Origin of the sequence: Pseudomonas sp. LS44, assembly GCF_024730785.1 — a bacterium.
GTDB lineage: Bacteria > Pseudomonadota > Gammaproteobacteria > Pseudomonadales > Pseudomonadaceae > Aquipseudomonas.
The window spans coordinates 3,074,108-3,090,432 of sequence record NZ_CP102830.1; the positions used below are offsets into that span (position 1 = coordinate 3,074,108).

17 protein-coding genes are annotated in these 16,325 nt (G+C 59.3%); 2 read left to right on the forward strand and 15 right to left on the reverse strand.

The features are described from left to right. The first annotated feature begins 1 nt into the window (after position 1). Positions 2-325 (forward strand): ferredoxin FdxA, encoded by a 324-nt coding sequence (gene fdxA, locus NVV93_RS13740; protein ID WP_258251198.1) that lies wholly within the window; start codon positions 2-4, stop codon positions 323-325. Positions 326-752: 427 nt separating this feature from the next. Here the strand turns inward: fdxA and rpoS are convergent, their stop codons facing one another. The 8 genes from rpoS to NVV93_RS13780 form a co-directional block, all read right to left on the reverse strand. Further along, on the reverse strand, positions 753-1,757 hold the full coding sequence (rpoS, locus tag NVV93_RS13745; protein ID WP_258251199.1) for an RNA polymerase sigma factor RpoS: 1,005 nt from the start codon (positions 1,755-1,757) through the stop codon (positions 753-755). A 102-nt stretch (positions 1,758-1,859) separates the two neighbouring features. Further along, complete coding sequence (locus tag NVV93_RS13750) at positions 1,860-2,705, reverse strand: peptidoglycan DD-metalloendopeptidase family protein (RefSeq protein WP_258251200.1); 846 nt, start codon at positions 2,703-2,705, stop codon at positions 1,860-1,862. A 109-nt stretch (positions 2,706-2,814) separates the two neighbouring features. Continuing rightward, positions 2,815-3,450, reverse strand: a complete 636-nt coding sequence (locus tag NVV93_RS13755; protein WP_258254370.1) for a protein-L-isoaspartate(D-aspartate) O-methyltransferase — start codon at positions 3,448-3,450, stop codon at positions 2,815-2,817. 41 nt (positions 3,451-3,491) lie between these two features. Then, a complete protein-coding gene (gene surE / locus NVV93_RS13760) occupies positions 3,492-4,241 on the reverse strand; it encodes a 5'/3'-nucleotidase SurE (protein WP_258251201.1) in 750 nt (249 codons plus the stop codon). Continuing rightward, positions 4,229-5,287: a tRNA pseudouridine(13) synthase TruD gene (gene truD / locus NVV93_RS13765; RefSeq protein ID WP_258251202.1), complete on the reverse strand. Its 1,059-nt coding sequence runs from the start codon at positions 5,285-5,287 to the stop codon at positions 4,229-4,231. The genes surE and truD overlap by 13 nt, the downstream gene beginning before the upstream one ends. After that, positions 5,284-5,757 (reverse strand): 2-C-methyl-D-erythritol 2,4-cyclodiphosphate synthase, encoded by a 474-nt coding sequence (gene ispF / locus NVV93_RS13770; RefSeq protein WP_258251203.1) that lies wholly within the window; start codon positions 5,755-5,757, stop codon positions 5,284-5,286. The genes truD and ispF overlap by 4 nt, the downstream gene beginning before the upstream one ends. 54 nt (positions 5,758-5,811) lie before the next feature. Further along, positions 5,812-6,663 (reverse strand): S-formylglutathione hydrolase, encoded by an 852-nt coding sequence (fghA, locus tag NVV93_RS13775; protein ID WP_258254371.1) that lies wholly within the window; start codon positions 6,661-6,663, stop codon positions 5,812-5,814. Between the two features lie 7 nt (positions 6,664-6,670). Further along, positions 6,671-7,783, reverse strand: a complete 1,113-nt coding sequence (locus NVV93_RS13780; protein ID WP_258251204.1) for an S-(hydroxymethyl)glutathione dehydrogenase/class III alcohol dehydrogenase — start codon at positions 7,781-7,783, stop codon at positions 6,671-6,673. A 110-nt stretch (positions 7,784-7,893) separates the two neighbouring features. Between NVV93_RS13780 and NVV93_RS13785 the strand changes: the two genes are divergently transcribed. Further along, a complete protein-coding gene (locus NVV93_RS13785; protein WP_258251205.1) occupies positions 7,894-8,787 on the forward strand; it encodes a LysR substrate-binding domain-containing protein in 894 nt (297 codons plus the stop codon). A gap of 63 nt (positions 8,788-8,850) precedes the next feature. Here NVV93_RS13785 and ispD read toward each other — a convergent pair whose 3' ends face one another. From ispD to accA, 7 genes are all read right to left on the reverse strand, one after another. Continuing rightward, positions 8,851-9,561, reverse strand: a complete 711-nt coding sequence (gene ispD / locus NVV93_RS13790; RefSeq protein WP_258251206.1) for a 2-C-methyl-D-erythritol 4-phosphate cytidylyltransferase — start codon at positions 9,559-9,561, stop codon at positions 8,851-8,853. Continuing rightward, positions 9,558-9,836 carry a cell division protein FtsB gene (gene ftsB / locus NVV93_RS13795; protein WP_258251207.1) on the reverse strand — a complete coding sequence of 93 codons (279 nt, stop codon included), beginning with the start codon at positions 9,834-9,836 and terminating at the stop codon, positions 9,558-9,560. The genes ispD and ftsB overlap by 4 nt, the downstream gene beginning before the upstream one ends. Positions 9,837-9,895: 59 nt before the next feature. Further along, positions 9,896-11,185, reverse strand: a complete 1,290-nt coding sequence (eno, locus tag NVV93_RS13800) for a phosphopyruvate hydratase (protein WP_258251208.1) — start codon at positions 11,183-11,185, stop codon at positions 9,896-9,898. 126 nt (positions 11,186-11,311) lie between these two features. Further along, positions 11,312-12,157, reverse strand: coding sequence for a 3-deoxy-8-phosphooctulonate synthase (gene kdsA, locus NVV93_RS13805; RefSeq protein ID WP_258251209.1), 846 nt, complete (start codon positions 12,155-12,157; stop codon positions 11,312-11,314). A 4-nt stretch (positions 12,158-12,161) separates the two neighbouring features. Next, positions 12,162-13,793, reverse strand: a complete 1,632-nt coding sequence (locus NVV93_RS13810; protein WP_258251210.1) for a CTP synthase — start codon at positions 13,791-13,793, stop codon at positions 12,162-12,164. A gap of 181 nt (positions 13,794-13,974) precedes the next feature. Continuing rightward, complete coding sequence (tilS, locus tag NVV93_RS13815; protein WP_258251211.1) at positions 13,975-15,291, reverse strand: tRNA lysidine(34) synthetase TilS; 1,317 nt, start codon at positions 15,289-15,291, stop codon at positions 13,975-13,977. A gap of 62 nt (positions 15,292-15,353) precedes the next feature. Next, positions 15,354-16,304, reverse strand: coding sequence for an acetyl-CoA carboxylase carboxyl transferase subunit alpha (gene accA, locus NVV93_RS13820; protein ID WP_258251212.1), 951 nt, complete (start codon positions 16,302-16,304; stop codon positions 15,354-15,356). Between the last annotated feature and the right edge of the window lie 21 nt (positions 16,305-16,325).

Consider the following 16,325-nt stretch of genomic DNA (forward strand, 5'->3'; position numbering starts at 1 on the left):
AATGACCTTCGTCGTCACCGACAACTGCATCAAATGCAAATACACCGACTGCGTAGAAGTTTGTCCGGTGGACTGCTTCTACGAAGGCCCGAACTTTCTGGTCATTCATCCAGACGAGTGCATTGACTGTGCGCTTTGCGAGCCTGAATGCCCGGCCCAAGCCATTTTCTCCGAAGATGAAGTGCCTGAAGACATGCAGGAATTCATTACGCTGAACGCCGATTTGGCCGAGGTCTGGCCCAATATCACGGAGAAGAAGGATTCTCTGGCCGATGCCGAAGAATGGGATGGCGTAAAAGATAAAATGCAGTATCTGGAACGTTAAGAGCGTCCAGTGCATACAAAGGCCCGCAAATGCGGGCCTTTTGCTTTTTGGCAGACAAAAAAAGGGGCGGTTTGACCCGCCCACTCTTTTGTCCCTAGTCCCTTTATTTCCGGACTCATCATCCTGATGAATCGCATCCTGCGATTTCCTGACCTCCATCCTTGGCGGCCTGTGCCGATCCTTCGACACAGTGGTGATATTAGTCTTTAGTAGACTTCGAGCAAGCCCCCTAGAAATCAACGATAAGCATTATTGCTAAATTGCATATTTAGTATTTTCATAAAATTCAGTTAGTTACTAAGGCAATCTTTCAAAATCGGCGACTTTCTGGCACACATAAGCTACTTTTTCTTACACACTTTGTAAGCAATGGCTTACACGAAAGACATAAAAAAACCGGCCTCGGCCGGTTTTTTATGGGGCGTAGTTACTGGAACAACGCATCACTCGACAAACCATTTTTTTCAAAAATCTCACGCAGACGCTTCAATGCCTCCACCTGGATTTGTCGTACACGCTCACGGGTCAAACCAATTTCCTGCCCGACCTCTTCCAAGGTGCAGCTTTCATGGCCACGCAGACCAAAACGTCGCACTACCACTTCACGCTGTTTATCAGTAAGTTCGGATAACCATTGATCGATGCTTTGCGACAGGTCGTCATCCTGCAACAACTCACATGGATCAGTCGGACGGTCATCCGTCAGGGTATCGAGCAATGTTTTATCGGAGTCAGGGCCAAGCGACACGTCTACGGACGAAACACGCTCATTTAGGCCGAGCATGCGCTTGACCTCCGCCACTGGTTTTTCCAGCAGATTGGCGATTTCTTCAGCGGAGGGTTCGTGATCGAGCTTCTGAGTTAGTTCGCGGGCGGCCCGTAAGTAGATATTGAGTTCTTTAACCACATGGATCGGCAATCGAATCGTGCGGGTCTGGTTCATGATCGCCCGCTCAATAGTCTGCCGTATCCACCAAGTCGCGTAGGTAGAAAAACGGAAGCCACGCTCTGGATCGAATTTCTCTACGGCGCGAATCAGACCCAGATTGCCCTCTTCGATCAGGTCGAGCAGGGATAATCCTCGATTGACATAGCGGCGCGCGATTTTTACCACTAATCGAAGATTGCTTTCGATCATGCGTTTGCGGCCAGCCGGATCGCCTTTTTGCGCCAGGCGCGCAAAGTAGACTTCTTCTTCCGGAGTTAGCAGTGGGGAAAAACCAATTTCGTTGAGGTACAACTGGGTTGCATCTAGAGCGCGGGTGTAATCGATGTACTTGTGTTGTTTCAGTGCTGTAGCGCCTTTTGGCTTGGCGCGTTTGACAGGAGCTTCTGGCTCCTCGCTCAACACTTCGTCTAAGACAAGGGCAGGCTCCATGAGGAGAACGTCATCGTCATAGTCAAACTCCGGCGCTTCTTTGTTGAGTGCCATTGTTGTAGGTCCCTTGCTGAGTTCAACCGCGAACTCCGGTGGCGCCTCCATGGCATCCCCTGAGTTCGTCCTCCTACGTGAAGGAACAGCCTGAGCAACAAATCAACGATTAGGCAGGTATTGCAGAGGATCTACAGGTTTACCTTGGCGGCGAATCTCGAAGTGGAGTTTCACCCGGTCAGCTCCTGTCGAGCCCATTTCGGCAATTGTCTGTCCGACTTTGACCTGCTGTCCCTCCCGAACCAACAACCTGCGGTTATGACCGTAGGCACTCACGTAGGTATCACTGTGTTTGATGATTACCAACTCACCGTAGCCCCGTAAACCACTCCCGGCGTACACCACAGAACCATCAGACGCAGCCAAAACAGGCTGGCCTAATTCCCCTGCGATATCAATTCCTTTATTCAAACTACCGTTTGAGGAGAAACGACCGATCAAATTACCGGCTGCAGGCCATGCCCAACCGGAGGCAGAACGAGTCACGGACTGCACAGGCGTTTGTGCCGGAGCGACCACGACAGGCGCTTGGGCTACCGCTGGACGGCTTGGCGGCAAAGGCGAAACCGGTGCTGGAGTCTGCCTTGCCGCTGGCTTCACAACGGCGACCGCAGAGGATGATTGTGAGCGACCATCAAAGCGAATCGCTTGGCCAACATGGATGGTGTATGGCTGGGGAATATTGTTGCGCGCAGCCAGCGCTTTCCAATCCCATCCATAGCGGAAGGCAATGGAATAGAGCGTATCGCCGCGCTGCACTACGTATTGCCCGCTAGTCATCGCCGGCCGAGAGGGGGCTGCAGTGGCTCGATTATTACCACGTTCAACGACCTGCACATTACTGGGCGAAGAACTGCAGCCGCTCAGCAAAATCACCAAAGCCAGGCCACTCAGAGCACTGCGTGCAGTAACGATGCGAATCCGCTGCTGAATGACTGTGAGACTCACCCAACTCTCCCTTTCTGGTGACTACCAAGTGGAAACTTCAAACTCAACGACACGACGGAAATTGCCACGTTGCTATCGATCAGGCACAGCCAGAACCCTGACATCACCTTCAAACAGTCGGCCCGTTAAGTAAAGGCACAAAGCGCACCGCATCCAATACATGCCGTGAAAAACCTTGTTCTTCACGGATGATCAACTGCAGTTGCTGGACATCCCCGGCGCCTACCGGAATCACCAGACGGCCACCCGGTGCGAGTTGATCGAGCAGTGCTTGAGGCACCTCCGCAGCAGCGGCCGTAACAATGATGCCATTGTAGGGAGCCAATGCGGCCCAACCCTGCCAGCCATCTCCCCAGCGAAACACCACATTGCGCAAATTGAGTTCGACCAGCCGCTCTTTGGCGCGATCCTGCAGGACCTGAATGCGTTCAACTGAAAACACTCGCTCCACCAGTTGCGCCAGCACTGCGGTTTGATAACCAGACCCTGTACCGATTTCCAGGACTTTATCCAGCGGGCCGGCCGACAGCAGCAGCTCGGTCATTCGCCCGACCATGTAAGGTTGGGAGATCGTCTGGTTATGACCGATCGGTAGCGCGGTGTCCTCATACGCACGATGGGCCAAGGCCTCATCGACGAACAGATGGCGCGGCGTTCGACGAATCACTTCGAGCACGCGAGGGTTCGACAGACCCTCATCATAGAGCCGCTGAATCAACCGTTCGCGGGTACGCTGCGAAGTCATTCCAATACCACGGCGTTGCAAATCGTCCTGCTCACGGGCCATCAGAGCAGGCCCTCCAACCAGGTATCCATACTGCTGAATGCTTCGTTATAGGTGCGATCAAGCTGCAGCGGCGTAACCGATACGTAGCCTTGCATCACCGCATGAAAATCAGTGCCCGGACCTCCGTCCTCGGCATCCCCAGCGATGCTTATCCAATAGCCTTCCTTGCCGCGCGGATTGACCACCTTGACCGGCGCCGCCGCACGAGCGCGATGGCCGAGGCGGGTCAAGCGGATGCCGCGGATATGCTCCAGCGGCAGATTGGGCACATTGACATTCAAAACGGTACGCGGTGGCAAATCGAGCTGTTCATGGGCCGTCACTAGCAAACGCGCGAAATGCGCCGCCGTGGGCAGATTGTCGGGCAGACGTGAGAGCAGCGAAATGGCGAGCGCAGTCCGCGCCAGGAAACGCCCTTCCACCGCTGCCGCCACCGTGCCGGAATAGAGCACGTCATCACCCAGGTTGGCACCCAGATTGATGCCCGAGACGACCATATCCTGCGTCTGCTCCAGCAAGCCGTTGAGGCCGAGATGCACGCAGTCAGTGGGCGTGCCGTTGAGGCTGATAAAACCATTGCTCAGGCGTTGCGGGTGCAGCGGCCGATCCAGGGTCAGAGAGCTGCTGGCGCCGCTCTTGTCCTGGTCCGGAGCAATCACCGAACACTCGGCATAGCCTTCGAGCGCAGCATGCAAAGCGGCGAGACCGGGAGCGTTCACCCCGTCATCGTTGGAGATCAAAATACGCATGAATTTTCCGTCTGCCCCACCGACGGCAGATCGACTATTTCGCGCACCAAAGCAGTGGCGAAACATCCGGCCGGCAGGACGAATTCGAGTTGCAACACATCAGGCTCGGGATAATGCCACGTCAAACCAGCAATGGGGAGGCGCAGGATACGCCGTTCGTGCGCCATGCCCGCTTCGACCAGCCAGTCGCGCAGCGCAGGCTCGCTATCAGCTACCGATTGCTCCAGCGTTTGGCTGAGATTGGCTGCCGGCGACTCGCCCAAGCCCCACAACGGCCCGGTCGGATGCAGATCGAGAATCGCCAGACGCGGATCAGTGCATTCGGCTTCGCCCGCCATGAAGAAGCTGCGGCTGTCGGTAAAGGCCAGAAGATCACCCAGCCGCGCTTGATTCCAACTGCCATCGGCAACCCGCGCGGCCAGCACACGATTGAACAGATAGCTACGCGCAGCCGAGAGCAGGCGTGAGCGCAGATTGCGCTGCTCGGGGAGTTCGTGGCGCTGGGCAAAACCACGCGCATCGACGACATTGCCGCCGTCAAAACCGAAGCGCTGCAAGCCAAAATAATTCGGTATCCCGCCCGCCTGAATCTGCCGCAGACGCTCATCCAACGCGTCGCGATCACCGCTGAGCTCGGTCAATCGCAAGGTGAAGCCGTTGGCGGCGTGTGCTCCGCGTTGCAGCTTGCGCGAATGGCGGACGACTTTAAGGATGCTCAAGCTGGGATTTTCAGCTGCCGATAGATCGGGATCGGCCTTGCCGGGCAGATGCAGACTGAACCACTGGCGGGTCAGGGCCTGGCGATCTTTCAATCCGGCATAACTGATGTTGCGCTGCGATACCCCGGCGGCACGCGCCAAGCGTCGCGCCGCCTCCTCGGTATTCAAGCCGCGCTTTTCAACCCACAGCCAGAGGTGCTCGCCGGTGCCGGAGAGCGGAATGTCGAGCACTTCGTCGACCTGAAAATCTTCCGCCGTGGCCTTCAGCACAGCGCGGCCGGGGGCATCCCCGTAAGCCCGCGGGCCGAGCAATTCGAGTTCGTTCATAGGGTTCTCAACAAGGCGACGGCATGCACGGCAATCCCCTCTTCACGGCCGGTGAAGCCAAGCTTTTCAGTGGTGGTGGCCTTGACGTTGACCGCATCCAGCTCAACCTGCAGGTCGGCGGCAATCAATGTGCGCATGGTATCGATGTACGGGGCCATCTTCGGTGCTTGGGCAACGATAGTCGCGTCGACGTTGCCGACCCGCCAGCCTTTCGCCTGGATCAACCCCACCACATGACGCAGCAGGGCGCGGCTGTCGGCGCCCTTGAAGGTCGGATCGGTATCCGGAAAATGTTTGCCAATATCCCCCAGCGCCGCCGCTCCGAGCAACGCATCGCTCAACGCATGCAGCAGCACGTCACCGTCGGAGTGGGCAATCAGCCCGAATTTGTGGGGAATTCGCACGCCACCCAGGGTAATAAAATCGCCCTCGCCGAAGCGGTGTACGTCATAGCCATGACCGATACGCATAAAGAACAACGCCCTGCAAAAGTCAGGGCGTAATTCTACCTGCTTTGTCCGGGCTTAGCCTTGCAGCGCCGCCGCATGATGGCGCAAATGGTCATCGATGAAACTGCCAATGAAGTAATAGCTGTGGTCATAGCCTGGCTGCAGACGCAAGGTCAGCGGATGCCCCGCCGCCTGGGCGGCCGCTTGCAAGGCTTCGGGCTTGAGTTGATTGACGAGGAAGTCGTCACGATCCCCCTGATCGACCAGCAGCGGCAGTTTCTCCCGGGCCTCGGCCAGCAACACGCTGGCATCCCACTCCCGCCACCGCGAGCGATCCTCACCGAGATAGCGACTAAATGCCTTCTCCCCCCAGGGGCAGTTCATCGGATTGCTGATCGGCGCCAACGCCGACACCGAGGCATAGCGCCCGGGATTGCGCAACGCGCACACCAGCGCCCCGTGACCACCCATCGAGTGGCCGCTGATGCCGCGACGTTGCGAGACCGGAAAATTCGCTTCGATCAACGCCGGTAGTTCGTCAACCACATAGTCATACATCCGGTAGTGGCGCGCCCATGGCTCCTGCGTGGCGTTCAGATAAAAACCCGCGCCCAGGCCGAAATCCCAGGCACCGTCCGGATCACCCGGCACATCCGGGCCGCGCGGACTGGTATCCGGCGCCACGATGATCAACCCCAGCTCAGCGGCCAGGCGTTGCGCGCCGGCCTTCTGCATGAAGTTCTCGTCGGTGCAGGTAAGCCCCGACAGCCAGTACAGGACAGGCAATTTACCGCCCTGCTCGGCCTGCGGAGGCAGATAGACGGCAAATACCATGTCGCAATTGAGGCTGCTCGAACGGTGCCGATAGCGTTTGTGCCAGCCGCCGAAGCTCTTCTGGCAGGAAAGGTTCTCCAGGCTCATACCGATCTCCGGGTTAAAAGTGGATCACGCTACGGATGCTCTTGCCCTCATGCATCAGGTCGAACGCCTCGTTGATGCGCTCCAGGCCCATGGTGTGGGTGATGAACGTATCCAGCGGGATCTCGCCGCTCTGCGCTTTTTCCACATAGCTCGGCAGCTCGGTGCGCCCGCGCACGCCGCCGAACGCCGACCCGCGCCAGACCCGGCCAGTCACCAGCTGGAACGGACGGGTGCTGATTTCCTCACCGGCCCCGGCAACGCCGATGATCACCGACTCACCCCAGCCCTTATGCGCGCATTCCAGCGCGGCGCGCATCAGCTGCACGTTGCCGACGCACTCGAAGCTGTAGTCGACGCCGCCGTCGGTCATCTCGACGATGACCTCTTGAATCGGCTTGCTGTGCTCCTTCGGATTGACGAAATCAGTGGCGCCCAATTCCCTGGCAACCTCGAATTTGGCCGGATTGATATCGATGGCGATGATTCGCGAAGCCTTGGCCATCTTCGCGCCGATGATCGCCGCCAGACCGATGCCACCGAGGCCGAAGATCGCCACCGTGGCACCCTCCTCCACCTTAGCGGTATTGAGCACCGCGCCGATCCCGGTGGTGACCCCGCAACCGAGCAAACAGACCTTTTCCAGCGGCGCGTCCTGGGGAATCTTCGCCAGGGAGATTTCTGGCAACACGGTGTATTCGGAGAACGTCGAGCAGCCCATGTAGTGATAGATCGGTTGGCCGTTATAGGAGAAGCGCGTGGTGCCATCCGGCATCAGGCCCTTGCCTTGCGTGGCGCGGATTTTCTGGCACAGGTTGGTTTTGCCGGATTTACAGAATTTGCACTCGCGGCATTCGGCGGTGTACAGCGGAATCACATGATCACCGACCGCCACAGACGTCACACCCTCGCCAATCGCTTCAACGATGCCGCCGCCTTCGTGGCCGAGAATCGAGGGAAATACACCTTCAGAGTCAGCGCCGGACAAGGTATAGGCGTCAGTGTGGCAAACCCCACTGGCGACGATACGCACCAACACCTCCCCAGCTTGCGGCGGCGCAACGTCCACTTCGACGACTTGTAGGGGCTGGTTAGGGCCGAAGGCGACGGCGGCGCGGGACTTGATCATCATTTTTTCTCCAACGATTGGGAAATAAAGCTGGCGGAAAGTGTAGTCGACCTGGTTTTCGTAAATAATCAGGCGCAAAAAAAAACATTATTGCTATCTAGGGATAATCAATGAGCCGTTGGGAAGGATTGGACGAGTTCGTCGCCGTGGCTGAATCCGGCCAGTTCACTGCCGCCGCTGAGCGCCTCGGGTTATCGTCCTCGCATATCAGCCGCCAGGTCGCGCGCCTCGAAGAGCGCCTGCAGACGCGGCTGTTCTATCGCAGTACCCGCAAGGTCGCGCTGACCGAGGCCGGGCAAACGTTTCTGCAACATTGCCAGCGCTTGCTCGACGCACGTGAGGAGGCGCTGCGGGCAGTCAGTGATCTGGGCAGCGAGCCCAAAGGGCTGCTGCGCATGACCTGCGCAGTGGCTTATGGCGAGCGCTTTATCGTGCCGCTGGTAAACCAGTTCATGGCCAGCCATCCGCAATTGCGGGTCGAGATCGAGCTGAGTAACCGGACCTTGGACCTGGTCCATGAGGGTCTGGATCTGGCCATCCGCCTGGGCCGCCTGCAGGACTCGCGACTGGTCGCCGCCCACCTCGCCCCGCGCGTTATGTATTTGTGTGCGGCACCGGAGTATCTGGAGCGCTATGGCCGCCCGCACAGCCTCTCGGAAGTGGCCCAGCACAACTGCCTGATCGGTAGTTCCGATCAATGGGATTTCCGTCAGGAAAGCCGCGAACTGTCGCTTAGGGTGCAGGGCAATTGGCGCTGTAACAGCGGCCAGGCGGTATTGGACGCCGCCTTGCGCGGCTTCGGCCTGTGTCAGCTGCCAGATTATTACGTGCTCGAGCATCTGCGCAGCGGCGCGCTGGTGTCGCTACTGGAACAACATCAACCGCCCAACACCGCCGTCTGGGCGCTATATCCGCAGCAACGGCATTTATCGCCGAAGGTCAGGCAATTGGTGGATGCCTTGAAGAGTGGCCTGGCGCAGCAGGTGGAATATCGGCTGGAATGACGGCGCCGCTTATGATGGGTATCGCTTTGCTCAACCCATCCTACGAGTGAGGTGCGCCAGGCGTTAACGCTTGCCAGACCAGCGCAGACGCAGCCAGTCGAGATCTTCCGGACGGGTGATTTTCAGGTTATCGGCACGACCCTCAATGAGTCGCGGCGCCTGGCCGGCCCACTCCAGGGCAGAGGCCTCATCGGTGATCGCGACGTCAGCCACAAGGGCGTCGGCCAGTGCCCGATGCAAAGCTCCGAAGCGGAACATCTGCGGGGTATAGGCCTGCCAGATCACACTGCGATCGACCGTCTCCCGCACCCGGCCATCGGCGCCGGCGCGCTTGAGCGTGTCTTTTGCCGGCACCGCGAGCAGCCCACCGACTGGATCGTTAGCCAACTCAGCGAGCAGCAAGTCCAGATCGAACGGCGACAGATTGGGGCGCGCGGCATCATGCACCAGCACCCAGTCGTGGCTTTGCGCACCCAGTTCGCCAAGGCGCAGCAAGGCATTGAGCACTGAGTCAGCCCGCTCAGCGCCACCATCCGCGCGCTCAATACGCGGGTCGGCGGCACACGACAGGGTCGGCCAATAGGGATCATCGACAGCCAAGCTGATCACCAGGCGCTTCAGCCGTGGGTGATCGAGAAAGCAATTGAGGGTGTGTTCCAGAATGGTCCGGCCGGCCAGTTCGAGATACTGCTTGGGCCGATCGGCGCGCATGCGAGTGCCAATCCCGGCCGCCGGAATGACGACCCAGAACGCCGGCAATGAGGCGGTATTCATTCGGTAATCTGGTAAAGGGTTTCGCCGTCCTTGACCATGCCCAGCTCGTGACGGGCACGCTCTTCAACGGTCTCCATACCCTTCTTCAGCTCCATCACTTCCGCTTCGAGGATGCGATTACGCTCCAGCAGACGTTCGTTCTCGCCCTGCTGCTCGGCAATCTGCCGCTGCAGGCTAGTGACTTGAGCAAGGCTGCCATCGCCCACCCAGAGACGGTACTGCAATCCCGCGAGAATCAGGATCAGCATGACGAACAACCAGTAGGAACTACGCATCGAGGCAGACATATCCATAGAAAAAGGGCAGCTTGCGCTGCCCTTTTACCATTCCCGGCTTAGCCGCGGAACTCGGCACGACCACGATAAGGCGCTTTTTCGCCCAGCTGCTCTTCGATGCGCAGCAATTGGTTGTACTTGGATACGCGGTCGGAGCGGCACAGCGAGCCAGTCTTGATCTGGCCAGCGGCGGTACCGACTGCCAGGTCAGCGATGGTGCTGTCCTCGGTTTCACCGGAGCGGTGCGAAATCACCGCGGTGTAGCCGGCGGCCTTGGCCATCTGGATGGCTTCCAGGGTTTCGGTCAGCGAACCGATCTGGTTGAACTTGATCAGGATCGAGTTACCGATGGACTCGTCGATGCCGCGCTTAAGGATCTTGGTGTTGGTCACGAACAGGTCGTCGCCAACCAGCTGAACTTTTTCACCGATTTTATCGGTGAGGACTTTCCAGCCGGCCCAGTCGGACTCGTCCATGCCGTCTTCGATGGAGATGATCGGGTAACGCTGAGACAGGCCCGCCAGGTAATCGGCAAAACCGCTGGCGTCGAACACTTTGCCCTCACCGGCCAGGTCGTACTTGCCGTCTTCGAAGAACTCCGAGGAAGCACAATCCAGAGCTAGGGTGACGTCGTCGCCCAGTTTGTAGCCGGCATTGGCCACGGCTTCGGCAATGGCGGCCAGCGCGTCTTCGTTGGAAGCCAGGTTCGGCGCGAAACCACCTTCGTCACCCACCGAGGTGCTCAAGCCGCGGGCTTTGAGGACGGCTTTCAAGTGATGGAAAATCTCGGTGCCCATGCGCAAGGCATCGGAGAAGGTCTTGGCGCCCACCGGCTGAACCATGAACTCCTGGATGTCGACGTTGTTATCAGCGTGCTCGCCGCCGTTGATGATGTTCATCATCGGCACCGGCATGGAGTAAACGCCCGGGGTGCCATTGAGGTCGGCGATGTGCGCGTACAGCGGTACACCTTTGGCCTGAGCGGCAGCCTTGGCGGCGGCCAGGGACACGGCGAGGATGGCGTTGGCGCCCAGCTTGCCTTTGTTCTCGGTACCGTCCAGATCGATCATCGCCTGGTCGAGGGCTTTCTGCTCGCGGGCATCTTTGCCCAGCAGCAGGTCGCGGATCGGGCCATTGATATTGCCTACGGCTTTCAGCACGCCCTTGCCCAGGTAACGGCTCTTGTCGCCATCACGCAGTTCCAGCGCTTCGCGGGAACCGGTGGAAGCACCGGACGGCGCACAGGCGCTGCCAACGATGCCGTTGTCGAGGATTACATCGGCTTCCACAGTGGGGTTGCCACGGGAGTCGAGAACCTCACGACCCTTGATGTCGACGATCTTTGCCATTCTTGTTAGCACTCCAACAGTTGACGAACACATTGCTGTCCAGCCGATGCGACGGACAGCAAGAAAAGAAGATCTGACCAATCAGTCAGTTTATGCCGAGCGGCACTTTACCGAAGAATTGCTGGCTCAGGCAGTCTCAATCGGCGGAAAACTCTTGACCAGATCATCCAGCTGTTTGAGCTGGCTGAGGAAAGCCTCCAGCTTGTCCAGACGCAAGGCGCACGGACCATCGCACTTGGCGTTGTCCGGATCGGGATGGGCTTCGAGGAATAGACCCGCCAGCCCCTGACTCATGCCGGCCTTGGCCAGATCGGTGACCTGGGCACGGCGGCCCCCTGCAGAATCGGCGCGCCCGCCCGGCATTTGCAGGGCGTGGGTAACGTCGAAGAATACCGGGTAGTTGAACTGCTTCATGATGCCGAAGCCGAGCATATCGACTACCAGGTTGTTGTAGCCGAAGCTGGAGCCCCGCTCGCAAAGAATCAGCTGGTCGTTGCCGGCCTCCACGCACTTGCTGAGGATGTGTTTCATCTCCTGCGGCGCGAGAAACTGGGCTTTTTTGATATTGATCACCGCACCGGTCTTGGCCATCGCCACGACCAGATCGGTTTGCCGCGAAAGGAAAGCTGGCAGCTGGATGATGTCGCACACCTCAGCTACTGGAGCGGCCTGATACGGCTCGTGGACATCGGTAATCACCGGCACGCCGAAGGTCTTCTTCACTTCCTCGAAGATCCTCATGCCCTCTTCCAGGCCCGGGCCGCGGAAGGAGGTGATCGAGGAGCGGTTGGCCTTGTCGAAGCTGGCCTTGAAGACGTACGGGATGCCCAGCTTGTCGGTGACCCGAACGTACTCTTCGCAGGCTTTCATCGCCAGGTCGCGCGACTCAAGAACGTTGATGCCGCCGAACAGCACGAACGGCTTGTCGTTGGCGATCTCGATACCGCCAACGCGGATGATCTTCTGAGTCATGCGCTTAGGCCTTCTTCGCTTTCTGCGCCAAAGCGGCGTTGACGAAGCCACTGAACAGCGGATGGCCATCACGCGGGGTGGAGGTGAACTCCGGGTGGAACTGGCAAGCGACAAACCACGGATGATCGGCCGCTTCGATAACCTCGACCAGCGCGCCATCACCGGAACGACCGGAGACTTTCAGGCCGGCGGCCTGCAGTTGTGGAAGCAGGTTGTTGTTCACTTCGTAGCGATGGCGATGACGCTCGACGATGACATCCTTGCGGTAGCAATCGTGCACACGGGTGCCGGCTTCAAGCTGGCACTCCTGGGCGCCCAAACGCATGGTGCCGCCTAGATCGGAGGCCTCAGTGCGCACTTCGGTGGCGCCGGTCGCGTCCTGCCATTCGGTGATCAGGCCGACCACCGGATGCTGGCTGTTCTGGTCGAACTCGGTGGAGTTGGCGTCGCTCCAGCCCAGCACGTTGCGGGCGAACTCAATGACCGCGACCTGCATGCCGAGGCAGATGCCCAGGTAGGGAATCTTGTTCTCGCGCGCGAACTTAACCGTGGCGATCTTGCCTTCCACACCACGCAGACCAAAGCCGCCCGGCACCAGAATGGCATCGACGCCTTCCAGCCGCGAGGTGCCTTGGTTCTCGATGTCTTCCGAGTCGATATAGCGCAGGTTGACCTTGGTGCGGTTCTGAATACCGGCGTGACTCATCGCTTCGATCAGCGACTTGTAGGCATCCAGCAGCTCCATGTATTTGCCGACCATGGCGATGGTGACTTCTTTCTCCGGGTTCAGCTTGGCATCGACCACGCGCTCCCACTCGGACAAATCAGCCGGCCCGCATTCCAGACCGAAGCGTTCGACGACGAAGTCATCCAGGCCTTGGGCATGCAGCACGGACGGGATCTTGTAGATGGTATCGACGTCTTCCAGGCCAATGACCGCGCGCTCTTCGACATTGGTGAAGAGCGCGATCTTACGCCGCGAGGACAGGTCGACTTCATGGTCGGAGCGGCAGATCAGCACGTCCGGCTGCAAGCCGATGGAGCGCAACTCCTTGACCGAATGCTGGGTCGGCTTGGTCTTGGTCTCGCCCGCGGTGGCGATATACGGCACCAGGGTCAAGTGCATCAACATGGCGCGTTTGGCGCCGACTTCCACGCGCAACTGACGGATCGCTTCGAGGAACGGTTGCGATTCGATGTCACCCACGGTGCCACCGATTTCCACCATCGCCACGTCGGCATCGCCTGCACCTTTGATGATGCGGCGTTTGATCTCGTCGGTGATATGCGGGATGACCTGGATGGTCGCGCCCAGGTAGTCGCCACGGCGTTCTTTGCGCAGCACGTCTTCGTAGACGCGGCCGGTGGTGAAGTTGTTGCCCTTGGTCATCGTCGTGCGGATGAACCGCTCGTAGTGCCCCAGATCCAGGTCGGTCTCGGCGCCGTCATGGGTGACGAACACTTCACCGTGCTGGAACGGGCTCATGGTGCCCGGATCGACGTTGATATAGGGATCGAGCTTGAGCATCGTGACCTTCAGGCCCCGCGCCTCCAGGATAGCCGCCAATGAAGCCGAGGCGATGCCTTTCCCCAATGAAGAAACAACACCACCCGTGACGAATATGTAGCGCGTCATGAAGAACCCTAGAAGTCTGTTTAAGCGGTCTGCGCCGCCGGGGAAGCGAAGGACGGCCAGAGCCATCCCAGTCAGTACTTGCAGCGCTGATAACGCTGCTTGAAAAATGAAAGCCCCGCCGATTCCGAAGGAATCCGCAGAGCTCTAGTAGACGGGAGCGTAGTCTACCGGAAAGCGACTTTCAGCTCAAACCTCGGTCATTCGTCGGTACCTGCCAGCGCAATTTCCAGCCCTCCTCCGGCCGCCCATCCAGCACCGGCAGGTTGGCCACGGCAATGAGTTCATCACCGCGATAGAGCAGCGGAAGGCGCCCACGGACGAAACCCGGTAGCGCGATTTCATTGAGCAAGCGTTTGAGGTCACGATGGCCGCGAGCGGCCAGCCGCATCAGTTCACCGCCCTGGCGATAGCGCACCTCCAGCGGACCCTGCGGCGCGACGCCGTCGATCTGCAGCAGTCCATTGCCGGGAAGCGTCAAAGCCTGCGCCGGATCATGCCAAGGCGCGCCGACCGTCGGCACCTGCAGCCAACCGCCACTCACCCACCACAGCCGTCCACCAGCGCGCTGCAACTCGCCTTGCCCCAGTCGCCAGACCGGCTGAGCGTCATTGGTCGCATCGCGAAGATCCTCCCAGCCCGCCCAATGATCGCTATCGGGCAAAGGGGTCAGCGCCACCAGCCAGTGCCGCAAAGCATTTCGCTGACGAGCCGACGACAGGCTCAATAAGGGCGCCAGTTCCAGCGAGGAAATGTTCAGCCAAGGAAACAGCGATGCCGATTGCGCGGCGAGCAGATCCTGCTCCGCCAGCTCGTCTAGCAGCTGCTGCGCTTCACGCAGATGCTCGGCGCTACGCGCGAGGTTACGGGCGGTCTGCGGCCAATACTCCAGTAGTCGAGGCATTATCTGATGGCGAAGATAGTTGCGCGCCAGGCGGCTATCGCGATTGGACGGATCTTCCACCCAGCGCAGCCCATGTTCGCCGGCATAAGCCTCCAGCTCGGCGCGCGAACAATTCAGCAAGGGCCGTAGCAGAATGCCCTGACCCAGCACGCGACTCTGCGGCATACCCATTAGGCCGCGCACGCCAGCACCGCGCAGCAAGCGGAACAGTAGCGTCTCAGCCTGATCATCGCGATGCTGGGCGGTCAGCAGCACCTCTCCCGCCCCGAGGCAAGCCGCCAGCGCGGCATAGCGCGCCTCCCGTGCCGCGCGCTCGAGGCTGGCGCCACCGGCGACCTGCACGTGGCGCACCGACAGCGACACGCCGAGTTCGGCGCACTGCTGCCGACAATGCTCCGGCCAGGCATCCGCCGCGGCTTGCAGGCCGTGATGGACATGAATGGCAGACAGTGGCGGTAGGGTTTCCCGCCGAGCAAGCGTGGCGAGGAGATGCAGCAGAACCGTGGAGTCCAGGCCGCCGGAATAGGCGACATACCAGGCTGGCGCGGTACGCCAAGGAGCCAACGCGGTGAGCAGCCGGGAAAGTAAAGAAGTCATTCGGCAAGCTTAAAGCAACAACGGGCCCAAAGGGCCCGCTGTTCTGCTCGGCACGATGTGGATCAGGCCACGCCGTAGCTCATCAAGCGCTCGTAACGGCGCGCCAACAGCTTGTCGCTATCGAGCTTCTTCAAGCCCTTCAGCTGACTGATCAGCTCCTGACGAATGCTGGCGGCAATCACTGCCGGCGCGTTATGCGCACCACCCAGCGGTTCTTCGATGATCTTGTCGACAATGCCCAGTTCTTTCAGACGATTGGCAGTCACACCCATCGCCTCGGCCGCTTCTGGCGCTTTATCGGCGGTACGCCAGAGAATCGAAGCGCAGCCTTCCGGCGAAATCACCGCATAGGTCGAGTACTGCAACATGTTCAGTTGATCGCAGACACCAATGGCCAGCGCGCCGCCGGAGCCACCCTCTCCGATGACAGTGGCGATGATCGGCGTCTTCAGACGCGCCATGACGCGCAGGTTCCAGGCGATTGCCTCGCTCTGCCCACGCTCTTCCGCATCGATGCCGGGATAGGCACCCGGCGTGTCGATAAACGTCAGGATCGGCATTTTGAAGCGTTCGGCCATTTCCATCAGGCGGCAGGCTTTGCGATAACCTTCCGGACGCGGCATGCCGAAGTTGCGGCGTACCTTTTCGCGCACCTCACGACCTTTCTGATGGCCGATGATCATCACCGGCTGGTCGTCCAAACGAGCAATGCCCCCGACAATCGCCGGGTCATCGGAGAAATGCCGATCGCCGTGCAACTCTTCGAACTCGGTGAAGATGTGCTGGATGTAATCGAGGGTATAAGGGCGCCGTGGGTGGCGAGCCAGCTTGGAGATCTGCCAACTGGTCAAATTGCTGAAAATGCTCGCGGTAAGCGTATTGCTCTTGTCCTGCAGGCGGGCGATTTCGTCGCCGATGTTCAGCGAGTTGTCATTTCCAACCAAGCGCAATTCTTCGATCTTGGCTTGCAGGTCGGCGATTGGCTGTTCGAAATCGAGGAAGTTCGGGTTCATAGGCATCCGTCTTGCGTCGAC

Coding starts and splice junctions, on each gene's coding strand:
- fdxA (WP_258251198.1), top strand. CDS start 2: ATGACCTTCGTCGTCACCGACAACTGCATCAAATGCAAATACACCGAC.
- rpoS (WP_258251199.1), bottom strand. CDS start 1,757: ATGGCACTCAACAAAGAAGCGCCGGAGTTTGACTATGACGATGACGTT.
- NVV93_RS13755 (WP_258254370.1), bottom strand. CDS start 3,450: ATGACTTCGCAGCGTACCCGCGAACGGTTGATTCAGCGGCTCTATGAT.
- surE (WP_258251201.1), bottom strand. CDS start 4,241: ATGCGTATTTTGATCTCCAACGATGACGGGGTGAACGCTCCCGGTCTC.
- truD (WP_258251202.1), bottom strand. CDS start 5,287: ATGAACGAACTCGAATTGCTCGGCCCGCGGGCTTACGGGGATGCCCCC.
- ispF (WP_258251203.1), bottom strand. CDS start 5,757: ATGCGTATCGGTCATGGCTATGACGTACACCGCTTCGGCGAGGGCGAT.
- NVV93_RS13780 (WP_258251204.1), bottom strand. CDS start 7,783: ATGATCAAGTCCCGCGCCGCCGTCGCCTTCGGCCCTAACCAGCCCCTA.
- NVV93_RS13785 (WP_258251205.1), top strand. CDS start 7,894: ATGAGCCGTTGGGAAGGATTGGACGAGTTCGTCGCCGTGGCTGAATCC.
- ispD (WP_258251206.1), bottom strand. CDS start 9,561: ATGAATACCGCCTCATTGCCGGCGTTCTGGGTCGTCATTCCGGCGGCC.
- ftsB (WP_258251207.1), bottom strand. CDS start 9,836: ATGCGTAGTTCCTACTGGTTGTTCGTCATGCTGATCCTGATTCTCGCG.
- eno (WP_258251208.1), bottom strand. CDS start 11,185: ATGGCAAAGATCGTCGACATCAAGGGTCGTGAGGTTCTCGACTCCCGT.
- kdsA (WP_258251209.1), bottom strand. CDS start 12,157: ATGACTCAGAAGATCATCCGCGTTGGCGGTATCGAGATCGCCAACGAC.
- NVV93_RS13810 (WP_258251210.1), bottom strand. CDS start 13,793: ATGACGCGCTACATATTCGTCACGGGTGGTGTTGTTTCTTCATTGGGG.
- tilS (WP_258251211.1), bottom strand. CDS start 15,291: ATGACTTCTTTACTTTCCCGGCTGCTCACCGCGTTGGCTCCTTGGCGT.
- accA (WP_258251212.1), bottom strand. CDS start 16,304: ATGAACCCGAACTTCCTCGATTTCGAACAGCCAATCGCCGACCTGCAA.